Origin of the sequence: Algibacter agarivorans (genome assembly GCF_039543245.1) — a bacterium.
Taxonomy (GTDB): domain Bacteria; phylum Bacteroidota; class Bacteroidia; order Flavobacteriales; family Flavobacteriaceae; genus Algibacter_G; species Algibacter_G agarivorans.
In genome coordinates this window covers 177,072-202,855 of sequence record NZ_BAABJJ010000044.1, presented here as the reverse complement: position 1 = coordinate 202,855, position 25,784 = coordinate 177,072, and the positions used below count along the sequence as shown (strand labels likewise).

23 protein-coding genes are annotated in these 25,784 nt (G+C 33.7%); 10 read left to right on the top strand and 13 right to left on the bottom strand.

Features of this window, described 5'->3' with window-relative positions:
- The first annotated feature begins 137 nt into the window (after window positions 1-137).
- The 6 genes from ABD935_RS15790 to ABD935_RS15765 all read left to right on the top strand — a co-directional run bounded on the left by ABD935_RS15790 (window position 138) and on the right by ABD935_RS15765 (window position 6,806).
- Complete coding sequence (locus tag ABD935_RS15790; RefSeq protein ID WP_345193720.1) at window positions 138-686, top strand: nucleotide exchange factor GrpE; 549 nt, start codon at window positions 138-140, stop codon at window positions 684-686.
- A gap of 84 nt (window positions 687-770) precedes the next feature.
- Window positions 771-1,898, top strand: a complete 1,128-nt coding sequence (gene dnaJ / locus ABD935_RS15785) for a molecular chaperone DnaJ (RefSeq protein WP_345193718.1) — start codon at window positions 771-773, stop codon at window positions 1,896-1,898.
- Between the two features lie 607 nt (window positions 1,899-2,505).
- Window positions 2,506-3,432, top strand: a complete 927-nt coding sequence (locus ABD935_RS15780) for an ABC transporter ATP-binding protein (protein ID WP_345193716.1) — start codon at window positions 2,506-2,508, stop codon at window positions 3,430-3,432.
- Window positions 3,433-3,437: 5 nt separating this feature from the next.
- Window positions 3,438-4,751, top strand: a complete 1,314-nt coding sequence (locus ABD935_RS15775) for an ABC transporter permease (protein WP_345193714.1) — start codon at window positions 3,438-3,440, stop codon at window positions 4,749-4,751.
- Window position 4,752: 1 nt separating this feature from the next.
- Window positions 4,753-5,580 carry a mechanosensitive ion channel family protein gene (locus tag ABD935_RS15770; RefSeq protein WP_345193712.1) on the top strand — a complete coding sequence of 276 codons (828 nt, stop codon included), beginning with the start codon at window positions 4,753-4,755 and terminating at the stop codon, window positions 5,578-5,580.
- A 62-nt stretch (window positions 5,581-5,642) separates the two neighbouring features.
- Window positions 5,643-6,806 (top strand): sigma-54-dependent transcriptional regulator, encoded by a 1,164-nt coding sequence (locus ABD935_RS15765; RefSeq protein WP_345193710.1) that lies wholly within the window; start codon window positions 5,643-5,645, stop codon window positions 6,804-6,806.
- Window positions 6,807-6,868: 62 nt separating this feature from the next.
- Here ABD935_RS15765 and ABD935_RS15760 read toward each other — a convergent pair whose 3' ends face one another.
- Entirely contained in the window at window positions 6,869-7,612 is a 744-nt protein-coding gene (locus ABD935_RS15760) for a hypothetical protein (protein ID WP_345193708.1), read from the bottom strand.
- 127 nt (window positions 7,613-7,739) lie between these two features.
- Between ABD935_RS15760 and ABD935_RS15755 the strand changes: the two genes are divergently transcribed.
- The 3 genes from ABD935_RS15755 (at window position 7,740) to ABD935_RS15745 (ending at window position 10,993) form a co-directional block, all read left to right on the top strand.
- On the top strand, window positions 7,740-8,618 hold the full coding sequence (locus ABD935_RS15755; RefSeq protein ID WP_345193706.1) for a PPK2 family polyphosphate kinase: 879 nt from the start codon (window positions 7,740-7,742) through the stop codon (window positions 8,616-8,618).
- 87 nt (window positions 8,619-8,705) lie between these two features.
- A complete protein-coding gene (locus ABD935_RS15750; RefSeq protein WP_345193704.1) occupies window positions 8,706-10,088 on the top strand; it encodes a M28 family peptidase in 1,383 nt (460 codons plus the stop codon).
- A gap of 350 nt (window positions 10,089-10,438) precedes the next feature.
- Window positions 10,439-10,993, top strand: coding sequence for a hypothetical protein (locus tag ABD935_RS15745; RefSeq protein ID WP_345193702.1), 555 nt, complete (start codon window positions 10,439-10,441; stop codon window positions 10,991-10,993).
- Between the two features lies 1 nt (window position 10,994).
- On the opposite strand, the gene ABD935_RS15740 is transcribed toward ABD935_RS15745, so the two are convergent.
- The 12 genes from ABD935_RS15740 to lysA all read right to left on the bottom strand — a co-directional run bounded on the left by ABD935_RS15740 (window position 10,995) and on the right by lysA (window position 24,324).
- Window positions 10,995-12,179 (bottom strand): acetyltransferase domain-containing protein, encoded by a 1,185-nt coding sequence (locus ABD935_RS15740; protein WP_345193700.1) that lies wholly within the window; start codon window positions 12,177-12,179, stop codon window positions 10,995-10,997.
- Window positions 12,180-12,187: 8 nt separating this feature from the next.
- Window positions 12,188-13,603, bottom strand: a complete 1,416-nt coding sequence (locus ABD935_RS15735) for an MBOAT family O-acyltransferase (RefSeq protein ID WP_345193698.1) — start codon at window positions 13,601-13,603, stop codon at window positions 12,188-12,190.
- Window positions 13,604-13,605: 2 nt separating this feature from the next.
- The gene (locus tag ABD935_RS15730) at window positions 13,606-13,737 is read right to left on the bottom strand and encodes a hypothetical protein (RefSeq protein WP_345193696.1); all 132 of its coding nucleotides are present in this window, start codon (window positions 13,735-13,737) and stop codon (window positions 13,606-13,608) included.
- 35 nt (window positions 13,738-13,772) lie between these two features.
- Entirely contained in the window at window positions 13,773-14,660 is an 888-nt protein-coding gene (locus tag ABD935_RS15725) for a hypothetical protein (protein WP_345193694.1), read from the bottom strand.
- 12 nt (window positions 14,661-14,672) lie between these two features.
- Window positions 14,673-15,698: a hypothetical protein gene (locus ABD935_RS15720; RefSeq protein WP_345193691.1), complete on the bottom strand. Its 1,026-nt coding sequence runs from the start codon at window positions 15,696-15,698 to the stop codon at window positions 14,673-14,675.
- Window positions 15,699-15,711: 13 nt separating this feature from the next.
- Entirely contained in the window at window positions 15,712-16,737 is a 1,026-nt protein-coding gene (locus ABD935_RS15715; RefSeq protein WP_345193689.1) for a hypothetical protein, read from the bottom strand.
- Window positions 16,734-17,759, bottom strand: a complete 1,026-nt coding sequence (locus ABD935_RS15710) for a hypothetical protein (protein ID WP_345193687.1) — start codon at window positions 17,757-17,759, stop codon at window positions 16,734-16,736. The genes ABD935_RS15715 and ABD935_RS15710 overlap by 4 nt, the downstream gene beginning before the upstream one ends.
- A 29-nt stretch (window positions 17,760-17,788) precedes the next feature.
- Window positions 17,789-19,132, bottom strand: a complete 1,344-nt coding sequence (locus ABD935_RS15705) for an MFS transporter (RefSeq protein WP_345193685.1) — start codon at window positions 19,130-19,132, stop codon at window positions 17,789-17,791.
- Window positions 19,133-19,146: 14 nt separating this feature from the next.
- Entirely contained in the window at window positions 19,147-20,448 is a 1,302-nt protein-coding gene (locus ABD935_RS15700) for a DUF418 domain-containing protein (RefSeq protein ID WP_345193683.1), read from the bottom strand.
- 7 nt (window positions 20,449-20,455) lie between these two features.
- Entirely contained in the window at window positions 20,456-21,331 is an 876-nt protein-coding gene (locus tag ABD935_RS15695; RefSeq protein ID WP_345193680.1) for an ester cyclase, read from the bottom strand.
- A 315-nt stretch (window positions 21,332-21,646) separates the two neighbouring features.
- The gene (locus tag ABD935_RS15690; RefSeq protein WP_345193678.1) at window positions 21,647-22,567 is read right to left on the bottom strand and encodes a sterol desaturase family protein; all 921 of its coding nucleotides are present in this window, start codon (window positions 22,565-22,567) and stop codon (window positions 21,647-21,649) included.
- A gap of 521 nt (window positions 22,568-23,088) precedes the next feature.
- Window positions 23,089-24,324 carry a diaminopimelate decarboxylase gene (lysA, locus tag ABD935_RS15685; protein ID WP_345193676.1) on the bottom strand — a complete coding sequence of 412 codons (1,236 nt, stop codon included), beginning with the start codon at window positions 24,322-24,324 and terminating at the stop codon, window positions 23,089-23,091.
- Window positions 24,325-24,523: 199 nt separating this feature from the next.
- Here lysA and sucC point away from each other — a divergent pair, with 199 nt between their 5' ends.
- The gene (sucC, locus tag ABD935_RS15680) at window positions 24,524-25,714 is read left to right on the top strand and encodes an ADP-forming succinate--CoA ligase subunit beta (RefSeq protein ID WP_345193674.1); all 1,191 of its coding nucleotides are present in this window, start codon (window positions 24,524-24,526) and stop codon (window positions 25,712-25,714) included.
- Window positions 25,715-25,784 lie beyond the last annotated feature (70 nt).

Genomic DNA, 25,784 nt, shown 5'->3' with positions numbered 1-25,784 from the left:
TTTTAGTGTTATCCAGTAAAATTAGGGATTCGATATCAAAAAAAAAAGTAAAATTATTTTAATGACATTATGACATTTTTATAATATTGGCAGTACTTTTGTCAACTAATTTTAGTGTTTGATAAAATTGAATTTTGATGGGTAAAAAAGATAAGAAAGATATAGAAAACGAGCAAGTAGAAGCTGCACAAACTGAAACTGTTGAGGTTGATGAGCAAGTTATTGAAGAACAAACGATTGAGGAAAAACTTGAGACGGAATTAAAACAAGAAAAGGATAAGTTTTTACGCTTGTTTGCAGAGTTTGAAAACTATAAAAGACGAACATCTAAAGAGCGTATTGAATTATTCTCTACGGCCAGTGAAGGGGTTATGAAAACCTTATTGCCAGTACTTGATGATTTTGAGCGCGCATTAAGTCATATCGACGATGATAAAGAAGCAGAGGAGTTGCGTAAAGGCGTATTATTGATTTACAATAAATTGGTATCTACTTTAGAGCAAAAAGGTTTAAAGGCAATGAAGGTTGAAAAAGGAGATGTTTTTAACGCTGATAACCATGAGGCTATTACTCAAATACCGGCACCTACAGACGATTTAAAAGGAAAAATAATTGATATTGTTGAAAAAGGATACCTTTTAGGCGATAAAGTTATTCGTTTTCCAAAAGTAGTTATAGGGCAATAGAAAGATTAAATAGCATAAATATTAATTAAAAAAGTCCTTCCGAGTTTGTGCTCAGTGCAGTTAAAGTGGAAGGGTTGAAAAGGGATGGCTAAAAGAGATTATTACGAAATATTAGGAATTGGCAAAGGCGCTAGTGCCGCAGAAGTTAAAAAGGCATATAGAAAAAAAGCTATTGAATTTCACCCAGATAAAAACCCTGATGATAAAGAAGCGGAAGCTAAATTTAAAGAAGCAGCGGAAGCTTATGAAGTATTAAGCGACGACAATAAAAAAGCCCGTTACGACCAATATGGACATCAAGCCTTCGAGAATGGCGGCGGTGGCGGCTTTGGTGGCGGCGGTATGAATATGGACGACATATTCAGTCAGTTTGGCGATATCTTTGGAGGTGGCGGCTTTGGTGGCGGCGGATTCTCTGGTTTTGGAGGTGGCGGTGGTCAACGTCGTGTAAAAGGGAGCAACCTTCGTATTCGCGTAAAACTAACTTTAGAAGAAATAGCCAATGGCGTTGAGAAAAAAGTGAAAGTTAAACGTAAAGTTCAAGCGCCAGGAACCACTTATAAAACTTGTTCTACTTGTCATGGTAGCGGTCAAGTAACACGTATTGCAAATACTATTTTAGGAAGAATGCAAACGTCTGCACCATGTAATGTGTGTGGAGGTGCAGGACAAACTATCGATAAAAAACCAAGTGATGCAGATGCTCAAGGTTTAAAAGTTGCTGAAGAAACCGTATCCATTAAAATACCTGCCGGTGTTGTAGATGGTATGCAACTTAAAGTATCAGGTAAAGGTAATGAAGCCCCAGGAAATGGTATTTCAGGAGATTTGATAGTGGTTATCGAAGAAGAAACACACGATAGATTACAGCGTGAAGGCGATAATTTACATTACGATTTGTATGTAAGTTTCCCAGATGCTGTTTTAGGAACTTCTAAAGAAATTGATACTGTAACAGGTAAAGTGCGTATTAAAGTTGAAGCAGGTGTACAGTCTGGTAAAATTTTACGCTTACGCGGAAAAGGAATCCCAAGTATCAATGGTTATGGTAAAGGTGACCTTTTAGTACATGTTAATGTATGGACACCAAAAACATTAAACAAACAACAAAAGGAATTCTTTGAGTCTATGCAAGACGATGAGCATTTTTTGCCTAAACCAGAAAGTTCAGATAAGTCATTTTTTGAAAAGGTAAAAGATATGTTCTCTTAGTGAAACTCAATTTTGAGAAGCCTTTTAGGCGCATTCAAAATTGTAAGTTGTCCCGATAGCTATCGGGATAATCCCAACTAAAGGACGAGCTTAGCTTTGTTACTTATGAAATTATAAAATCCGCTTTAAAAAGCGGATTTTTTTTATTTACAGGTGAAGATATTTAATAGTTTTGCTATTAGTATTAAAAAAAAAACTATATTTGACTATCACTAAATTAATTTAGTGATAATTTTTCTTTTTCATAGCAATTTTTTTCCCATCCTTAATTTATTGAGGGTGGGTTTTGTTTTTAGTGAAACCCTAATTTGACAAGCATGAAATGCGCAGTCAAATTAGTTGGTTGAACTAACCCCGCAGAAATGCGGGGTCTCATAATCGAAAGCAGATACATACTAAGTTTTCGTAACTTGAATGAAAGTTACGATCATGAAATGCGCAGTCAAATTAGTTGGTTGAACTAACCCCGCAGAAATGCGGGGTCACATTAAATCCAGAATGTATTGTGGTGTCTTTTTTGTATTATATTTATCTCTAAAGAACTAAACTTCTCGCACAACATTTAATATATTTACCAATTACAAGACACTACATAGAAAAAAAGTCAATGAGTAACTTACTAGAAGTCAATAATGTTTCTAAAAATTTTGGAGATTTTAAAGCCCTAAATAAGGTGTCAATTGCGGTACCTAAAGGCAGTATTTTTGGTTTGCTTGGGCCAAACGGTGCAGGAAAAACAACACTAATACGGGTTGTTAATCAAATTACCATGCCAGATTCTGGTACAGTACTATTGGATGGCGAATCACTAAATGAAAACCACATTAGAGATATAGGTTATTTACCAGAAGAACGTGGTTTATATAAATCTATGAAAGTTGGCGAGCAAGCTTTGTATTTAGCACAATTAAAAGGTTTGAGCAAAGCAGAAGCTAAAGCGCGTTTAAAATATTGGTTTGAACGTCTGGAAATTGGAGATTGGTGGAACAAGAAAATCCAGGAGCTTTCAAAAGGGATGGCTCAGAAAATCCAGTTTGTTGTAACCGTATTGCATCAACCTAAACTCTTGATTTTTGATGAACCCTTTTCAGGCTTCGACCCGATAAATGCGAATTTAATTAAAGATGAAATTTTACGCTTGCGCGAAGAAGGTGCAACCGTTATTTTTTCAACACATAGAATGGAATCTGTTGAAGAGTTGTGTGATGATATTGCACTAATACATAAATCAAATAAAATATTAGATGGTAAATTGGTAGATGTAAAACGCCAATACAAAATAAACACTTATGAGGTTGGTGTTAGAACGCATAACAAAGACATTTTAAAACAAGAATTGTCGCAAAAATTTAATGTTTCAGATGCTAATTTTAAAACTTTGGAAGACGAATTGAAACTAAATATTAAACTTCAACAAGACGATAAACCAAACGATTTACTAAGTTATTTAACCTCAAAAGGGGAAGTGTCTCATTTTGTAGAACTCATACCTAGTGTGAACGACATTTTTATTCAAACAGTAAAGAATAATTAAGCTTTATGAACCATTTACCACTCATTATAAAACGCGAATATTTAACTAAGGTTAAAAATAAATCGTTTATAGTCATGACGTTTTTAAGTCCAATTATTGTAATTGTACTGATATCTGTTGTTGCGTATTTATCACAACTGAATAAGGATAAGATTCGAACGATTTCTATTTTAGATGAATCAGGTTTTTTACATGGTGTATTTGAAAATTCAGATAATACAACCTACAATATTTTAGAAGGCATGTCTTTAGAAGATGCTAAATTATTAACAAAAGAAACATCAGCCTATGGGGTATTACATGTTGATAAATTAGAGGATATCGATGCTGTTTCAAATCATATTAAGTTTTATTCAGAAGAGTCGCCATCCTTGTCTTTAATTTCAGATTTAGAAGGTCAAATAGAAAAGAAACTTACGGATACAAAACTCCAGCAAAACGGAGTGGATGTGGCTATGATTAATGCATCCAAGGTATGGGTGGATATTGCACAAGAAAGCTTTGAAGGGGAGAAGACTTCTAAAATAGATAGTATTGTTAAACTCATTTTTGGAGGTGCTGCGGGGTATTTGCTGTTCATGTTTATTATTATTTATGGCAACATGATTATGCGTAGTGTTATTGAAGAAAAAACAAGCCGAATTATAGAGGTTATTATATCTTCTGTAAAACCGGTACAATTAATGCTTGGCAAGATTATTGGGACATCATTGGCAGGTATAACTCAATTTGTTATTTGGTTAATACTTGGCGGTGTTTTAATGTCCGTTACATCGCTAATTTTAGGGATTGATATGACTCAAATGCAGACACCACAGCAACAAATGATGCAACAAGCTATGGAAAATCCAGAGTTGAGCATGAAAGTGCAAGATGTTATGACTGCTTTTTATAATTTACCATTAGCTAATTTAATGGCGGCATTCATCATGTTTTTTATAGGCGGCTATTTATTGTATAGCTCTCTATATGCCGCTATTGGAGCAGCAGTAGATAATGAAACGGATACGCAACAGTTTATGCTGCCCATTTTAATGCCTTTAATTTTAGCGGTTTATATTGGTATCTTTACAGTAATTGAAGATCCTCATGGAACAGTTTCAACCGTATTTTCGTTTATACCGTTAACATCGCCAGTGGTTATGCTCATGCGTATTCCTTTCGGAGTCCCCATATGGCAACAAGTGTTGTCGTTATTATTATTAATTGGTACATTTATGTGTACGGTTTGGTTTGCCGCAAAAATATATAGAGTTGGTATTTTAATGTACGGTAAAAAACCGAGTTATAAAGAACTCATTAAATGGATAAAATACTAGAATGGAAGATTTAAAAAATATTCTTAATCATACCTTTAAGTTATCAGAGGATATAAGTATTTCTGTTAGGGGGCTTTTGTTGGTAGCTGTTGTTATATTTTTCACTTCAATTATTCTTAACGTATTTAGAAGAGTACTCACTAGGCACTTACCAGATGAGGATAAAACTAAATTTAAGATATTATTTGGTTATGGCAAATGGATTGTTTACTTAATTATATTGTTAATTACGTTTAATGCTATTGGCGTTAATGTAACCGCCGTATTCGCAGCCTCCGCAGCCTTATTAATAGGTGTTGGTTTGGCATTACAAACCTTGTTTCAAGATATTATTGCTGGTGTTTTAATACTTGTTGATCAAACTATTCATGTGGGAGACATTATTGAAATTGATGGGAAAGTAGGGCGAGTAGACGAAATAAAATTACGCACTACTAGAGCCGTAACTATAGATAACAGGGTCCTTATCCTTCCACATCATTTATACTTAACAAATAGTTTGTATAACTGGACACAAAATGGTTCAACAACTCGCGAATCGGTTTTGGTTGGAGTAGCTTATGGAAGCGATGTACAGCTGGTTAAGAAATTATTGTTACAGGCAGCGGTAAGTAACGAATTAGTTATGAAACACCCAGTGCCATATGTGTTTTTTACAAATTTTGGCGACAGCGCTTTAGAATTTAAATTGGTGTTTACATTAAATGATAGTTTTCAAGGTGCCATTCCTAAAAGTGAAATTCGTTTTGAAATAGATAGATTATTTAGAGAAAATAATATCAGTATCCCTTTCCCACAAAGAGATATTCATATTAAATCTGGGAAATAATTATAAAGAAAAAAAGAAGAGTATAGTTTTTGTTATCTATGTTCTAAAATCTAAAAAAAAATATGTCAAAAATATTAGTAATAGAAGATGAAGCCGCTATTAGACGTGTGCTTGTTAAAATTCTTTCAGAAGAAAATGAAGCCTATAAAGTTGATGAAGCAGAAGATGGGTTATTGGGAATTGAAAAAATTAAAAACGAAGATTTCGATTTGATTCTTTGCGATATTAAAATGCCAAAAATGGATGGTGTTGAAGTCTTGGAAGCTACAAAAAAGATAAAACCAGAAATACCAATGGTTATGATTTCGGGACATGGCGATTTAGATACTGCTGTAAATACCATGCGATTAGGTGCGTTTGATTATATTTCAAAACCACCAGATTTAAATCGTTTGTTGAATACCGTTAGAAATGCATTAGACCGAAAAGAATTGGTTGTAGAAAACAAAATACTCAAGAGAAAAGTAAGTAAGAAATACGAAATGATTGGCGATAGTGACGCTATTTCTCAAATTAAAGATATCATAGACAAAGTAGCGCCAACGGATGCCCGTGTGCTAATAACTGGACCAAACGGAACTGGAAAAGAACTTGTTGCGCATTGGTTACATGAAAAAAGCGCACGTGCAAAAGGAAGTATGATTGAAGTGAACTGTGCTGCAATTCCATCAGAGTTAATTGAAAGTGAGTTGTTCGGTCATGTAAAAGGCGCATTTACAAGTGCAGCAAAGGACAGAGCAGGAAAATTTGAAGCAGCCAATGGTGGTACTATTTTTCTAGATGAAATAGGCGATATGAGTCTGTCGGCTCAAGCTAAAGTACTTCGTGCTTTACAAGAAAGTAGAATTCAACGTGTTGGTAGCGATAGAGATATTAAAGTAGATGTTCGCGTTATTGCAGCAACAAATAAAGATTTAAAGAAAGAAATAGCTGAAGGTAGGTTCCGTGAAGATTTATATCACCGACTTGCCGTTATTTTGGTTAAAGTGCCTGCTTTAAACGAAAGGCGTGATGATATTCCTTTATTAGTAAAGCATTTTTCAGAAAAAATAGCAAGCGAACAAGGCACAGCAAAAAAAACATTTTCTGATAAAGCCATAAAACTGCTTCAAGAGTACGATTGGACTGGTAATATTCGAGAATTACGCAATGTTATTGAACGCTTAATTATACTAGGAGGAAATGAGGTTAGCGAGCAAGACGTTAAATTGTTTGCTAGTAAATAAAAAAGAAAAGGCTGTTTTACAAAAACATAGTTTTGTCAAACAGCCTTTATTAAATCATGTTCTTAATGACAAGAATTTAATTCAGATAAATAATTTGAAGCCAATTTTTTAAGATTGTTTGTGTAAAAGTTCCTAATGTCCTCAACACTTTTTGTTGAAACATCTACAGAAGATTCAATATTTTCTATGGCTTCATGCTTACAGTTGCAAATTTTTAAAACGTCGTTATAGGTTTTAATGTTTGATGTGATGGCACTATTATAAGAAAGAATTAATTGTTCCTTTTTAAGCTTTAATTCCTTTTCCTTTTGTTCCGCTAATTTACTTTTTATTTGTTTTTCTTTAAGTTTTAGAGCTTCTTGTTGCTTTTTTAATAGCAACTGTTCATTTTCTAAATCGGAAAGTACTTCGTTACCAGCAGTGCTATCACTATCGTGATAGATTACTAAGGCACATTTGTCAATTTCTATAACACTTTCTTTACTAATATCTCTAGCGCGTTTAACATAAAAACGGCCATCTTCAAAAGTTTCAACATGTTCAATCTTGGCAAGTAAATAGATACCTTTGTTGGCTAAATCTAATGCCGTTTTGCAACCACAAGAAATTAATGTCTTTTTAGAAAGTTTGAATGATTCAACAGATCTATTGGCGTAATATTTTAAATGGCTGATATTATTTGAATCATAAGCATCTTTAACATGCGAATATGCATTTACAAGGTACGAGTTGGCATCATCACAATTGGTTTGTGCATTCATGGCTACAGTAGCCATGAAAAAGCATAATAGGTAGTAGTTTTTCATAAAATTTGTGGGTTAAGAACATAGATTTGGTAGGGCTAATGTAATAATAACAAAACAGTTTGGTGTGCCGTTCGTCGAAATTATGGATTTACTATATTTATGGAATATTATTAATTGAAATTAACTTATGAAAAAGATAGATCTAAAAGACTTTAAAATCACTTCTAATATTAAGATATCAAACCAGCCAACAAAAATAGATATACAAGCCGATAAAAAAGAACTTGAAGGCGCATTGAAATCCGTAAGTAAAAAACTGAGCAATTTACAAAACACCATGTATGCGCATGACAAGTATGCCGTTTTGGTATGTTTACAAGGTATGGATACTTCAGGTAAAGACAGTTTGGTACGAGAAGTGTTTAAATATTTTAATGCAAGAGGCGTTGTGGTACATAGCTTTAAAGTCCCTACAGATTTAGAATTAAGCCATGACTATTTATGGCGTCATTATATCGTACTTCCACAGCGTGGAAAATTTGGTGTTTTTAACAGAACGCATTATGAGAATGTATTGGTAACCCGTGTGCATCCTGGATATATTTTAGGCGAAAATATACCAACAGTCAATACCGTTGAAGATATAGATGAATCCTTTTGGGATAAGCGTTTTGAGCAAATAAATAACTTTGAAAAACATATTTCAGAAAACGGCACTATCATTTTTAAATTCTTTTTAAACCTTTCAAAAGAAGAACAAAAAAACAGGTTGTTACGTCGTTTAGAAAAGCAAGAAAAACATTGGAAATTCTCGCCAGGCGATTTAAAAGAGCGTAAACTTTGGGATAATTACCAAGCATGTTATGAAGATGTTTTAAACAGAACTTCTAAGCCACACGCGCCATGGTTTAACATTCCTGCCGACGATAAGCCAACGGCGCGCTATCTGGTTGCCAAAATCATGTACGACACACTAAGCAAATACAGCGATATTCAGGAACCAGAGCTGGACGATGATGTAAAATCAAATCTTCAATTATATAGACAACAGCTTAATAACGAATAGATTTTGGATGCGGTATTAACACAACTTTATGCATCAGTAGTGCATGAGAATTAACAGAAATACTATATTTATCTTTAAAAATAATCTATGAAAGTTTTAAAATCAGCGTGTCTTTTATTTTCATTATTTACATGTTTAAATGTCATTTCTCAAACCGATGAAGCCAGTCTAAAAAAAATATACGCACAGTCGCTAACCAATGGTAAAAGTTACGATTGGCTAAACCATTTATCAAACCAAATAGGAAGCAGGTTGTCAGGGTCTTTAGGTGCGGAAAAAGCCGTTGCTTACACCAAAGAGGAACTTGGCAAATTAGGTTTAGATAAAGTTTGGTTACAACCTGTTATGGTGCCAAGATGGGTACGTGGTGCAAGAGAGTTTGCATTTATTGAAACTGTTCCAGGAAAAACCAATAGCGTAAATATATGTGCCTTAGGTGGTTCGGTAGCGACACCTGCATTAGGTTTAAAAGCCCATGTTGTTGAAGTTAAAAACTTTAAAGAGTTAGAATCACTTGGCAGAGAACAAATAGCAGGTAAAATAGTGTTTTATAACCGCCCGATGCAAGCCGATTTAATTGAAACGTTTAATGCTTATGGAGGCTGTGTAGATCAGCGTTACCAAGGCGCAGTGGAGGCTTCAAAATATGGAGCCGTTGGTGTTATTGTACGTTCCATGAATTTAAGATTGGACGACTTGCCACACACAGGCAGTATGACTTATGAAGGTGTATCAGTTGAAAACCGAATTCCTTCAGCAGCTATTAGTACTAATGATGCCAATCTATTAAGCACCATGCTACAACTTGATAATAATATAAAATTCTATTTTAAACAAAGTTGTAAGCAGTTAAAAGACGTACAGTCTTATAACGTGATTGGAGAAATAACAGGAAGTGAATTCCCTGATGAGTATATGATTGTTGGTGGGCATTTAGATTCTTGGGATTTAGGAGATGGCTCGCATGATGATGGAGCAGGTGTAGTACAATCTATGGATGTTTTAAGATTATTAAAGGAATCAGGAATTAAACCTAAACGGAGTATTAGAGTGGTGTTATTTATGAATAAAGAAAATGGATTACGAGGGGGTAAAAAATACGCAGAAGAAGCCAAGCAAAAAGGTGAAAACCATGTATTTGCTTTAGAAAGCGATGCAGGCGGGTTTACACCTCGTGGCTTTAGTTTCGATTGTAATAATGCTAGTTTTAATCAAGTATTGAGTTGGCAACCCTTATTTAAACCGTATTTAATTCATTATTTTGAAAAGGGTAGAAGTGGAGCAGATGTTGGTCCACTGAAAACAGAAACAAATGTTTTGGCTGGTTTACGACCAGATTCCCAACGCTATTTTGACCACCATCATGCCAGTAATGATACGTTTGATGCCATTAATAAAAGAGAGTTAGAACTGGGGGCGGCAACTATGACGGCATTAGTATATTTATTTGACAAGTATGGTATTAATTAAATTGAAAAATCGATTATTGATGGAATGGCATGAGAAACTAAAAATCTATGATGCATTAGTCGATAAGTGTCCGAGATTTGAAAGAAAAGGAAAATCAATGATTTATACTTCGGCAAATGGTTATATGTTTTCGCTGTAGAATAAAGCTGGCGAAATCGGGATTCGGTTCTCAAAAGACGTTCAAGAAAAGTATATAAAAAAATTTCAATCTTCTATATACAAATCGTATGGAGCGGTTATAAAAGGCTATGTGTTGATACCAGACGCTATGCTGGAAGATTTAGATCTTGTTGCAAAATATTTAAATAAAAGTTATGATTACGTCATGTCATTAGAACCAAAATAGGAGGATGAAAAAATCAATTATAGTATTAGTTTTAATATGTACATCAGTCGCTATAGCACAAAGTGAAGAAACATTACCATATTATGAAATTCCAGAACATCCAGAAACCTATACCGCGGGGACTGTAGCCTCCAGAATGTTGGATGGTTTAGGGTTTCGTTATTATTGGGCTACTGAAGGTTTAAGAGTTGAAGATTTAGAGTATAAACCAAGTGAATCTGGACGAACAAGTGCTGAAACCATCGACCATTTATTTGGGCTTTCTAATTTTATACTCAATAGTATCTCAACAGAAAAAAGGAGTGATACAGATAAAGCACTAACTTTTGAAGAAAAACGTAAACAAACCTTATTGAATATTAAAAAAGCTTCAGAGATTTTAAGAAAAAAAGATGATATTTCTCAGTTTGATAATGATAGATTTCCTTTTTGGAATATTATTAATGGACCAATTTCTGATGCTTTATGGCACTGTGGGCAAGTGGTTATGTTGAGACGTGCTTCAGGAAATCCGTTTAATTCTAAGGTGAGTGTTTTTCAAGGGAAGTTGAGAGAGTAGTTTACAAATAACTCAACCACCATTTATCTTTATTATTTGCTTTATAAACCATGTATGTTTTACTTGGAAAGTAGAGTAGTGTTATAACGCCAATCCATACCATATAAACAACAAAAAGGGAATAACCGTAATCTAAAAGCTTTGCATTTTGGAAGACTTTGGCTGTGAGGATCATATCGCGCCAATTGCCTCCAAAAATCAGAAGACCTATAACGGCAAGTAAATGTATAGCCAAGACGTGTAAAAAGTAATAAAATAATGGTACACGCCCAAATACTAAAAAGAAATCAGTAAGCTTGTTTTTTATGGTTTCAATGGCATAAAGGAATAGAAGTGATGGTCCCATGGTGATTAATAAATAAGCCAAAGATGGTGGGTATTTAGTCACGTTAAAGAAAGAAAGGATTGTGTAAGTGGTGTTCTTTTGAGTCGCCCAAGGCACTAAATCGCCGTAGATATTTATTCCTCTAATAATAAGAAATAGTACAATACAAGATAGACCAATTGTAAGTAGCATTTTTTTTCTAATGGTTACGTCAAAATCTTTTCTGTAGAGTTGTCCAAAACAATATCCTAAAGCCATGAGTCCAATCCAAGGTAAAGCAGGGTAAAATACAAGAATAGCATGGTCTTCTCCTATTTGGATCTTACCCCCTTGGTGTAGTAAATACCATACATAAGATTTAGTACTTGTGCCTTGCATAAGTATGCCATCTAGTAGATTGTGACCAGCGACAAATACCAGCCCAATAATTAAAATTAAATATGTCCGCAAATATATAAGAAGAGATAAGCAGATCATGCTAAACCCAATGGCCCAAATAACTTGTAAAACGGTTCTGCTATAGGTAATATCGAATTTCCAAATTAGGTTATTAACTATAATTTCTAATGCTATTAACCATATACCTCGTGTGATTAAAAACTTAAATAATTCTGGTTTAGTTTTTTTGCTTCCATACAAAAAAGCTGAAGTACCTGCTAAAAACACAAAAACTGGAGCACAGTAATGCGTTATAAAGCGTGTAAAAAATAAAAATGGAGTCGTTGTTTCTAAGTCTGTTGGGTTGGAAAAAAAAGAACCGTAATGAAAATAATCTCTAGTATGGTCCAATGCCATAATCACCATAACGACGCCTCTTAAAATGTCTATGGACTCTATTCTAGTTGATTTTACCAAACTCATTAAAGTGTTTAAAATTGAAAATAAATAAACTGTTCTCCACTACCTTGAGCAATAATGATTAAAAAAGTCATGATAGCCCAAACAACTCCCAAAACCCATGGTGAAGTTTTTAAAGATACTTCTTTCATGGACGTGTTTCGCATAATCCAATGGCTTAAAAATAGAATAGCAATTACAACGGTTACTTTTATGATGCTAAAAGTATCTAGTATTTTGACCGTTTCAGTTTGTGCATAAAACATGGATTTTATCATGTTCCAAGCTGTTTTAAAAGATCTGGCTCTAAAAAACACCCATGTAATATTAACACAGCTAAACGTGATAAAAGCCAAAAACATGCCATTCCATTTGGTTATTTCAAAAGGTAAATAGCGTCTTTGTAAGCGTTCTAAAATTAAATATGTACCATGTAAGCCTCCCCAAACCATAAATGTCCAAGCGGCTCCATGCCAAAGACCACCTATTAGCATGGTAAGCATAAGTGCTACATACAATCTGGTAATTCCATGACGGTTTCCACCTAAAGGAATGTATAAATAATCTTTTAACCAACTAGATAATGATATGTGCCAGCGTTTCCATAAATCTGAAAAGCCTAAAGACGCATAAGGATACCTAAAGTTATCAGGTAATATAATACCCAGCATGAGTGCAATACCTATAGCACAGGTAGAATAGCCAGCAAAATCAAAAAATATTTGTCCAGAAAAGGCAATGGTGCCTACCCACGCATCTACGCCATGTAGTAATTCTTTAGAACCAAATACTTTATCCGCGGTTTCAGATAGCAAGGTATCTGCCATAACCACTTTTTGGAATAAACCGATAGTCAATAAAAATAATCCCCAAATAAATTGTTCTGTTGTCGCTTTTTTCTCTTCATAAAATTGTGTGATTAAGTCTTTAGCTCTAACAATTGGCCCTGCGACTAATTGCGGAAAGAATGTAACATATAAGGCAAAATCAAGAAATGTTCTAGCACGTTCCGTCTTTCTTTTATACATATCAATGGTATACGACATGGTTTGGAAGGTGTAGAATGAAATACCCATAGGTAGAATAATATCCATGGGTTGTGCCTGAAAATCAATACCTATACTATTGACAATTGTAACAAAATTTTCAAGTAAGAAATCTCCGTATTTGAAGAATCCAAGAAAGCCTAAGTTTACAAACATACTTAACACTAGCCACATTTTTCTTTTTTTCTGGTTGTCTTCAACAGCTAATCTTTTACCGGCTGTCCAGTCAATCATAGTAGAAATCCATAGTAAAATAACTAATGGCGGATTCCACAATCCATAGAAAACATAACTAGATAGTAAAAGCATCCTTTTTTTACCTGTCCAATTGAATAATTTGGTGTAATATAGGGTTAAAACAATAACTAAAAATACGACGAAACTTAATGAATTGAATAGCATGATTATTGGTTTTTGGTTGGTTGATATTTTATTAAATGGCCATCACTTATTAGTTTGTTGACCATGTCTTTGGTATAGGTTTTAGCATCTTCTGCATTCATGTGTGACCATTCGGGTAAGGTATACTTTGACATGAATTCGTAGTCTTCAAAATGGTATCCAGGGCAATTCACAGTTTGAATGAATTTGTCCCAGACTTTATCTCGGGCATCATACGGGTAGCATGTTTGTTCCAGCCTGCTTCTGCCTTATGGCGAATAAAGATAACCTGTCCTCCTCTAGCTTTAAATGTATTGATAAGCGCTGAAAGTTCAGTAATTATGGAGTAAGCTTCTTTTTCCACCTTGTCAGAGTAGTCTGGTAACGTAGGGATAACTTTATCCCATTGATCTGTGATTTCTTTTTGATAATAAGGATTGTTAGTCAATCGCGGAAACATGATTAAGTTTCTGTCTTCATCATTATAACCAATGTTAACTAACTTAAAACCGCTAGTTGTTATTCTGCCATCATCAATAGAAATAGTATTAATGAGAGATTTTAAGTCTAAATTATTATAGGCATTCATTTCCGAAGCAGATAGCATGACTAAATGTCGTTTTAAGGGCTTTGAAAGTTTAAAGCCCAATCTTTGTGCATACGTTCTTTCATAATAATGATCTACCCATTGTTTAGCTGCTTTTATTCTAAAATTCCCAAAAATGGCTATAGGTACTACGCCAATGACTAGGGTGCCATTAAAGTCTGTATTATTAACAATGTCTTCAAAAAATGGTGTAAAAGGTTTACCATTGGCAGATAAATTTATGGGTTTTATGCCTTGTGTTTCTTCCCAAACATGGGTGTTAAAATCATACCCTGTTCTTGAAGCGCCTAATAAAATGATATCATTGGACGTAGCGGTTTCAACTTGGGCTCTATGTTCTGCCCATAAATTTCTATCATCCTCAAGATAGGCCGTATAGTAGTCTGTCTGAGTTCTCCAATATGATTCCCATAGTACCAGCCCGATAAGGCTTAACAATATTCCAGTTATTATTGATTTTTTTAAGTTCATATACTGGCTTTTTTAGTTAGACAATTCCCCATCTGCTTTCATGATTTTTACAAGTTCAGTAGTGAAAAACTGAGCATCTTTGGCTGATAGATGAGACCATTCTGGGCAATCTAGGTACTTAAATGCCTTATAATCTTCAAAATGATAGCCTTTGGCATCGTTTTTCTTTAATAATATGTCCCAGAATTCTGGTCTAGAATAAAAATTGTTTTCTTTATTTCTATAGTATCCTGTTGAAGGACTTCTCAATAAAATTAAATTACCCCCTTTTTTCTTAAATTTTTTAGCATCTTTCCTAAAGAATTCTAATACACCTTTTTTATCTATGTTTTTTGGAGGTGTAGTATCTGTGCTTTTATAACTCCATTTACGTTTAATAATATTGGCAAAGGCAGTGTCTTGAGAAGTTTTAATGGTCATTTTTACATTTCTATCAATGTCTATATCAGAAAATGATGGAAAAGACGGTTTATCATTCTTAACCCGCTTGCCAATTTTAATATGATTTAATAGTGCTTTTAGGTTTATACCATCTATACCTTTTTTTTCACTTATAAAGGCTAAGTTTTTTTGCAGTGGTATTGATAATTGATGATTAATACGTTGTGCATAAGTTTGTTCATAATAATAGTCAACTTTAGATTGAGATGATTTCCATGACCCCTTTTTGTCTGATACCGTTGAAAAAAACAAGCTAGGTGTTACGCCTACTAAAATAGTACCTTTAAAATCTGAGTTGTTTACTAAATCATGAAAAACAGGTAGAGGTGTTGAGCCTGGAATTGCCAACTGAATAGGACGAATACCTGTTTCTTTTTCCCATTCATTCAATTGAATATCAAAGAGAACCCTAGATGAGCCAATAAGAACAACATCGTTAGGGTTTGCATTTTCTACTTTTGCTCTTTGTACAGCCCAAAGGGCTTTGTTGCGATCAAAATCAGCATATTTTCCTTGTTGTAGCCAAAAGGACTCCCATAGTACCAGCCCGATAAGGCTTAACAATATTCCAATAATTAATGATTTTTTTAAGTTCATATATTGCTTTTTTTTAGTTGGACAATGCGCCATCGGCTTTCATGATTTTTACAAGTTCAGTAGTAAAAAAATTGGCATCATCTAATGATAAATGTGATTCTTCTGGACATACTAGATCTTTTAATTGCTCATAATCCTCAAAATGGTAACTTTTTACTTTAGCTACTTTAACTAATGAATCCCAAAACTTCTGTCTTGGAAGCCCCATCTTTTCTCCCATTCTTACACCACCACTGGATGGTGGTCTTACTAAAATAAGGTTGCCTCCTTTTTCTTTGAATTTTTCTATATCTTTCATGAAAAATTTGGTGGTGGCATCCTTGTCTGGTGGTGGAGCTCCTTTACCGAAGTAGTGCCATACGTCAATAATGGAGTTAGCAAAAACAGTATCTTTTACCGTTCTGGGCGTCATGCTCATATTTCTTGGTATAGAAGTATCTCCAAAATTAAAGAACGGAGGAGCAGGGGGGATTGTATCCCGCTTACCCCAATCCACACGTTTTAATAAGGCTTTTAAATCAATATCATCATCCCATTCTTCTTCATCGGCAGACATCAAGACTAAATTTTGTTGCAGCGGAACGGACAATAAGAAATTAAGTCGTTGCGCATAGGTTCTATCAAAGTAAAAGTCCACTTTAGATTGTGGTCTTTTCCAAGGAAATGCCTTGGGAAAGGTGGTTGAAAATAGTAACCCTGGGGTGACTCCCACTATAACGGTTCCGTTAAAGTCTGTGTTGTTTACAATGTCATGAAAGGTTGGTAGAGGAGAAGACCCTGTAGAAGCTAATTGTAAGGGTTCCCTTCCAGTAGATTTTTTCCATTGATCTACCTGAATGTCGAAATAAGCCCTAGAGGATCCTAGTATAATAACATCTTCTTTAGTGGCTGTTTCCACCTTGGCTCTGGTCATTGCCCAAAGTGCTTTTTCATCATTTAGGGTTGGATGTAGTCCTTGAGAACGCCAGTAGAGCTCCCAGAAAATTGTCCCTATAATGGCTAAAATAATGGCAATTATTAATGATTGTTTTAATTTCATTTTTGGTTAGGAATTGCGTTGTCTTGTTTTAAAATTTTTATTAGTTCTACAGTAAAGTAATCAGCATGGTCTGCTTTTAAATGAGAATATTCAGGGAGTTCTAAATTTTGTAGCTGTGGGTAATCTTCAAAGTGGTATGCTCTCACATTTGATTTTGCCACTAAATCATCCCAGACCGTATCTCTAGGAGTGATCTTTTTTTCTATTTCTCTAAAATCATCAGAAGACGGGCATCTAAGTAAAATAACACGACCTCCTTTTTCTTTAAACGTTTTCAGGTCTTTTAGAAAAAACGCCATGGTTGATTTTTTGTCTGGAGGTGGCCCGTCACTGTTCATAAAGAACTGCCATACCCGTATTACAGTATTAGCATAGGCGGTGTCTGTTTCCATTCGCTTCCACATTCTAACATTTCTGTCTAGTCTGATGTCAGAAAACTCATGAAAAGGCGGCATTGGATCTGCAGCTCTATCTCCTATTTTTACTTTACCGATAAGCTCTTTTAATTTAAGACCATCAACACCTTGAACTTCGCTTATAAAAGCAAAACTATTTTGAAGTGGTATGGATAGTTTATGATTTAAACGTTGTGTATAAGTTCTATCATGAAAATGATTTACTCTTGCCAACGGCCACGCCCAAGGGTTTGCTTCGGGAAATGTGGTTGAAAAAAATAGAGGCGGAGTTACACCAACTAAAATAGTTCCGTTAAATTTTGAAGTGTTAACAATGTCATGAAAAATAGGTAACGGAGAACAACCTCCACTTGCTAACTGAATAGGTTTTTTGCCAGTTTTTTCTTGCCATATGTCTAATTGAATATCAAAATGAACTCTTGATGAGCCAATGAGAACCACATCATCTTTAGATAATTCATCAACTTTAGCACGTTCTACTGCCCAAAGCGCATCGTTATCATCCAGATTTGGATAATAACCTTGGGTTCGCCAATAAACTTCCCAGACGCCTAGGCTTAATAAGCTAATAGTAAAAGCTATGAGGAGTGATTGTTTTAAATTCATTTTGGTTGGTTTTTGGTTGATTCTTTTATTTATGGTTTAATTAAAATAGGTTTTGAAAAATTTTTAATAGAATTTTTATGTTTAATAAAATTTATAAATTGAATCATTATAATAGTTATTAATGGAGCAATAGCAATTAGTAAAAAAATATGTTCCCAGCTAAAAAGCTCTGATAAAGTACCGACAAGACCTGATCCATAGGCTCTCCCTGAATTTGATATAGCCATATAAAGCGTAAACTGAGTCGCTGCAACGGTTTTATAACTTAATTTCATTGCTGTTGCAAAAAATGCAATACTTATAAAAGTTGCCAATAAAGTTGATAATAGAATAAACCCAAAAACATATTGGTTAAACCCCCAAAGAGCCGATGTTAGACCAATTGCAAAAAGCAAAGTTATCGTTGATAAAAGATAAATAGTAAGCATTTTTTTTTCTCCAAAAAAGTCTACTAAAGCACCGCCTGCAAACATTCCAAACAAACCACTTATCAAAGATGTTATGGAGTATATTTGTGAATAGGACGTATTAGTCCATCCTAATTCTTGAATAGTATAAATTGGTAATAGTGTGTCAATTAATCCATTTAGCATACCATTAAAACATATAGCGATGGCCATAAATATACTAGATGGAAGAATTACTACTTTTAAAAGCCCTTTAAATATTTTTTTCCAACTACCAAGTTGAATAGATTTTGCATATGCCGAAGACTTACCATTTGTCCAAGGCATCAATTTTTCTCCTGGTCTTTCTCTAATAAGCAAGGGAACTAAAATAAAAAAAGCAAAAGCAACAGACATAAATGGGATAGCAGTAGAAAAACCTAGAGCATTAATTAATGCTGTTCCTATAACAAGTGTTAAGGAAACGCCAATAGCTTTAGAGCCCCACATAAGACCATTAGCACGTGCTTGTTCGTTTTCTGGTATAACTTCTACCGCCATGCCATCTGTTGCCACATCTTGGAATGCACCAAAAAAACTAATAAAAAAACCTGCTATCATCAAACCATCCAAATTATTTAAAGGGTCTTGTACAAATCCAATGGACAAAAAACTGATTATTAGGCCTAATTGCCCGATAATAACCCATGGTCTTTTACGACCCATTGATAAAATAGTGTAACGATCCATAATAGGAGCAATAAGAATTTTAAAACTCCATGGAATACTAATAACAGCAACAAAACTTGCAATTTCCATCGGTGTTTTATTATTCATTGCCAACCATGCCGGAATGGCGTAAAATGTAATTCCTTCGGGGGCACCTTGGGCTAAATAAAGTAAAGAAAAATTTAGATATCTTAAAACAGGGTTTTCAGATAAAAAACGATTGTTAAATTTTATGAAATAATTTTTGTTTTTTTGCATAGAAGAGTTTTGTTTTAAATTTTAAATGCCTGTTTCTTGTTATATGTTAAAGAGCGCCAAAGCCATTCCACAGGGCCATAATGAAAGTGTTTTAACCATATAGGGCTAAAAATTAATTGAAGAACCCAAATACCCCCAACGATGTAATACAGTTCAAATCGTTGTAAATCACCAAATAGCGAGAACCCGAATCCATAAAATAATGTGGTAGTGATAACACTATGCATCAAATAATTGGTTAGTGCCATTCTTCCAACTGCGGCCAGAGCTTTTTGAAGAAAATCTAATATTCCAGATTTAATAAATAACATAAACAAACCAATATGCCCAATGGTTGTAAATAAGCGTCCGATTTGATAGGTCATGCCTGCTTTGTGCATCGTTAGTTTGTCAAAATTACTATCTAAAATCGCTGAGGTTTCTAGATAGTTTATTGTTAAACCTATTAGGTAACCCGTAATTAACATGATGAGGTAATATGTATTAGAGCGTTCACCATGAAAAATTTGAAGTTTAAAAAATGCCATACCTAATAACATAAAGCTTAAAATATCCCAACTCCAAATTCTGTAAGGAAACCAAGTTTGCATGAATTGATTCATTTTTACCTTTTCGGTAGCAATTGCCCAATACCCTTGATGCATTTTTTCGATGTATTCATTAACCTCTTCAGGGGTTTTCTTTGTGTTGAGTTTTCCCCAATTCTTCAGGTCTTTTTCTTGTACTTCTGATAATTCCGTGCCTTGGTCTTTAAGTACTTGTGCTTCTAATCCAACTTTTTGAGTTTGTAAATCGGTATTATAATCACTAATATCCCATAAAACTCCAATACAAATTAATAAACAACCTGCTATGATTAGGTTTTTAACACTTGTATTTCTAAAAGGAAATAGCATTAGACCAAAAATGGCATATGGAAATAAAATGTCGCCATGCCATAGTAAAACCCATACGTTGATTAAACCGAAAATTAAAAGCCACAAAATTCTGCGATAATAAATATCTGCGGTAGATATTCCTGCGCCACCGTTTTCAAGTCTTTTTGTTAATAAGATAACTCCAGCACCAAATAATAAGGTGAATAAACCGCGCATAGTGCCTTCAAATAACATTTCATTTACGATCCAAACTTGTAAATTTAGTCCTTCTGAACCACCAGAAACGCTAGGGTCCGAATAAGCGTATGGAAGTCCCATACCATTTATATTCATTAAAAGGATACCTAAAAGCGCTATTCCTCTAATAACATCTAAAGCGTTTATTCGTGATTTTTGTTTTGTAGGTTCGAAATGGGCTTGGTTGGTTTCGTTTCCCATTTCAATATTATTTGTTTATGGCATCATTAAGATGTTTGGTATCAACATATTGCTGAAATGCAATAACTTTCCCGTCATTTAATGACCAAAGATGTGCGACTTGAGCATCGATAACAGCACCATTCTTTTTTAGTTTTCCATTGTAACGTAGAGTAGCAAGAACTTGGTTGTTTGACATATCTAGAAGTTTTAAGTCTGCAACTTTAAAAAACTCATAGTCTTCTCCCACTCTAGCGAAAATGCCATTTAAAACAGCATCGGGTCCTATGTATGGATTACCATCTGCATAAGCATTTCCTTCGGCTTCATTCCACACCACTTTAGGGTCGAGGACCGTAAGTACCGTTGGAATATCTCCAATTCCAAAAGCTTTATATAGTCCATCAATAACTTTAATATTTTCTGGCGAAGACACAATTCCCAATTGTTGCATAAACAGCATATTGTCCATAAAATCTTGTTCTTGAGCAATTTTGCCATCTTTCATCTTAACCAATGTGACTCCCTTAAGATCTACTGTTTTTCCCGTTGCTGGTATTCCAAAGAAATCTCCAGAATGTGTACCTTTATAATGCCAATGCTTTACAAGTTTATCGCCTTGACCAAAGACATCTACAATTGTGAATTTGACATCAGAAAAACCTGTGATAAAATTGTTGTAATAGTCTTTAAAGTTTTCAATACCTACTACGTTTTCTGGATTATAGATAAGTGTAATGTCTTTATCAAAATTTGTGTCATTAATTAGATCTAGTTTACCATTATTAATGATTTCATCCCAGACATTTGAATACATTTTAATGTTGTTTTCAACTTTAGAATTATTACAAGATGTTGTACAAAATAGGAGTGAAAAAATAAAAAGCGTGAATAAATTTTTCATTATGATTGGTTTTTGGTTTGTTAATATGTACGCGTTTATTGATTAAACTGTATGTTTAATCAATAATAAGGTCTGCTATTAGAATGAAATAAAAAAGGGATGAGAATACTAAAGGATAAATTTTGTTTCTTGTTGAAACAACTACAAGAGGATTTTTTCATAAAGTCTTTTATTTAAAGCTATTAATTAAAAAGACTAGGGGGGATTATTTAATAATATTAAGATATTTTTTAAAACATAACAAATATTTTGTGAAAATATTCATAAAATAAGCTGTTAAATCAAAAAATGCTTAACATATGTTAAGCATTTTTATTATTTACTTTTTTGGAGATTTTGTTGCTGTTTGATAGTTAGTGTGCTACCATCATGGCTCCAGCCAGGAGCCCCAAAAGCATACATGAATTTATGATACCAGTTTTTAGTTTTCTTCATATCACTCCATATATCTTTATATTCATGCGTTAGAATAACTAAAGGGTTATATGAATTTGGTGCTTTAGTAACACCATATTTAATATCAATAGTTTCATCTAGTTCTTTCCATGTCCCAAAAAGCTTATCAAAAATATTTAAAAAACCACCATGGTTTTTATCCATATATTCAATGTTCTGAGCATGGTGTACCTGGTGCATGGTGTGTGTATTGAATATTTTTTCGATAATACCCATTTTAGGAACATATACCGAATGCAACTGGAATTGCCACAGCGCCTCAATACCTAAACAGACCACGAGCATTTCTGGAGGGAAACCAAGTGCAGGAATCCACATGTAGAAAAAAGGCTTGTAAAAAATAGTAAACCAACCGTTTCTTACAGCAGTTCCTAAATTAAAATTATCTGATGAATGGTGTACAATATGAGCTGCCCAAAGAAACCGGACATTGTGGTTTTGCCTATGAAACCAATAATAGCTAAAATCGTCTAATAATTGACAAATCAACCATATATACCAAGCATAGCCAAAAGATTTCCATCCCATAATATTAGTACGAATACCATCAATTTCTGGATTAAAAACTTCGTAAACAAAATTAAAAAGTACAATGGCTGCTATAGTTTTAGTAAGCGGAGCAAGAATGGTTGAGCCTATACCCATGGTAAGGCTAGCCGCTAAATCTTTCCATTTATATAAATCTTTTTTTCTTTTATTGTGTTTGCTATAAACTAATTCAAGTAAGATGAGACCAAGAAAACAAGGAACACCATATACTAATGGGTTTGTGAAATTCATTAAAAATTTTTGTTATTTCTCAAAAATAGATGGATTTTTAGAGTAAACCTTGATAAATTTCATTTTTTAAACATAAATGAAAGTAAATCCTATATTAAGCTCCTTGTATGGCTACAAATATGGGTTAAAGACCTCGTTTTTTATAATTTAGCCAGATAAAATTTCGTTCTCAAAAATTACTTTAGGTATTTCTGAGAATGAAATTTTTAAGGTAGCATTAAGCATTTTTACTGCTTTAGTTAGAAGTGATTTGAATTTTAAATTAAGTAAAGATGTAGTTATTAGTTCGATAACTATTTCTGATATTAGTGGTAGACAAATTATAAAACCGAATACAAGCACAAATAGTTTGTAGGTTGAAGAATTAAATGCAGGACTTTATTTAGCAATTGTTACAACAAATAAAGGCATATTGCCTTTTAAATTTGTTAAGGAATAGTATACCCTTTATTTTTAAATAAAAAAAGCGTTTCTTCTATGTAAATGAAGAAACACCTTTTTCGATTTATAAATTTAAAATTTTAAACAGAAACTGCTTTTTCTTTTTTAGTTGAAAAATCAACTTCAATTTGATTTTTTATAATGTCTTCAAAAGTTTCTCTCTTTCTAATTAAATGGGCTTTGTTATTATACCATAACACCTCAGCTGGGCGAAAACGAGAGTTGTAATTACTAGCCATTGAGAAGCAATATGCTCCAGCATTTTTAAAACATAAAATATCACCTTCATTAATTTCATTGATACGTCGGTTATTTCCAAATGTATCCGTTTCGCATATATAACCTACAACGGTATAAAAACGCTCACGCCCTTTTAGGTTTGAAATATTAATAATATCATGATGAGACCCATAAAACATAGGACGTATTAAATGATTAAAACCAGAATCTACTTGAGCAAAAACTGTTGATGTGGTTTGCTTTACAGCATTTACTTTAGTTAAAAAATTACCAGACTCACTTACCAAAAACTTGCCTGGTTCAAAGGCTAAGGTTAAATCTTTACCGTATTCTGCACAGAATTCATTAAATCTAGCAGATAGTTTTTTTCCTAATTCTTCAATATTAGTTTCAATATCACCTTGCTTGTAAGGCACTTTAAAACCAGATCCAAAATCTATGAAATCTAAGTTTTTAAATTGTTTCGCTGTTTCAAATAATATTTCACTAGCATATAAAAACACTTCAATATCTAAAATATCACTACCGGTATGCATGTGAATTCCATTTATTGTCATTTTAGTATTTTCTACAATACGAAGAATATGAGGTATTTGATGAATTGAAATTCCAAATTTAGAATCAATATGACCTACAGATATATTTGCATTTCCACCAGCCATAACATGTGGGTTAATACGAATACATACTGGTGTTTTTGGATGTTTAGTTCCAAATTGTTCTAGGATAGATAAATTATCAATATTTATTTTAACCCCTAATTTTGCAGCTTCTTCAATTTCTAGTAAAGAGACTCCGTTGGGTGTGTAAATAATTTGATCCGGAGAAAAACCTGCCGCTAAGCCCAATTGGACTTCTTGAATAGACACTGTGTCAATTCCAGAACCTAAAGATTTGAAAAGTTTAAGTATAGATATGTTAGACAATGCTTTAACTGCATAATTAAGCTTTAACTTCTTAACGTTTTTAAACGCATCAGTAAGTCGTTTATATTGCCCTTCTATTTTTTCTGCATCATATACATAAACGGGGCTTCCAAAATCCTGTGCAATTTTCAGCAATTGATTTTCTGTCATAATCTTTAATTTTTTGTCAAAGATATTTTTTTAAATCATATAAAAAATTAATAAATAAAAAATTTATACATATTAAACAAAATGTTAATTATTTAACAATTGTTTTTGCTCTATAATTGTTAAAAGTTTTCATAATCAAATATTAGGGTAAGTAAACGCTATTATATACATTTGTGTTTCTTAAAATATTAAGCAAACTATGAATTTACACGAATATCAAGGTAAAGAAATATTAAACAGTTTTGGAGTACGTATACAGCGTGGTATAGTTGCCCAAAATGCTCAAGAAGCAGTTGCTGCTGCAAAACAACTAACAAGCGAAACGGGAACAAGTTGGCATGTTATTAAGGCACAAGTTCATGCAGGTGGCCGTGGAAAAGGAGGTGGTGTAAAACTTGCTAAAAACCTTAAAGAGGTAGAAACCATTGCTGGGCAAATTATAGGAATGGATTTAGTAACACCTCAAACTTCTGCTCAAGGTAAGCGAGTACATCAAGTTTTAGTTGCTGAGGATGTGTACTACCCAGGAGAAACTGAAACTAGTGAGTTCTATATGTCTGTATTGTTAAATAGAGGTACCGGACGTAATATGATTATGTACTCTACTGAAGGCGGCATGGACATTGAAACGGTTGCAGAAGAAACACCTCATTTAATATTTACAGAAGAAATTGACCCAACGGTTGGTTTATTGCCTTTTCAAGCTAGACGTGTTGCTTTTAATTTAGGCTTGTCTGGTTTGGCGTTTAAAGAAATGACAAAGTTTGTTGCTAATCTTTATACGGCTTATGTAAAATCTGATTCATCTTTATTTGAAATTAATCCTGTTTTAAAAACAAGCGATAATTTAATAATGGCGGTTGATGCTAAAGTAACTATTGACGATAATGCACTTTATAGACATAAAAATTATGTTGATTTGCGTGATGTACGTGAAGAAAGTGCTATTGAAGTTGAAGCTGGAGAACTTGGTTTGAATTATGTTGACCTAGACGGAAACGTTGGTTGTATGGTTAATGGAGCTGGTTTGGCTATGGCAACAATGGATTTAATTAAACAAGCAGGAGGAGAACCAGCTAACTTTTTAGATGTTGGAGGTACTGCTGATGCTGCTCGTGTAGAGGCTGCATTTAAAATCATATTGAAAGACCCAGCGGTTAAAGCTATTTTAATTAATATTTTTGGAGGTATTGTGCGATGCGATCGTGTAGCTCAAGGCGTTATTGATGCTTATAAAAACATGGGGACTATTAATGTACCAATTATTGTACGTTTACAAGGAACCAATGCCGATATAGCAAAAGAATTAATTGATAATTCTGGATTGGATGTTATGAGTGCTACCGAGTTTCAGGAAGCTGCTGATAAAGTACAACAGGTATTATCTTAAGATATTTTGTCATACTGTCCCGATAATTTTCGGGGTTGTTTTATTATACCCTATAAAAAAAGAGCAACAA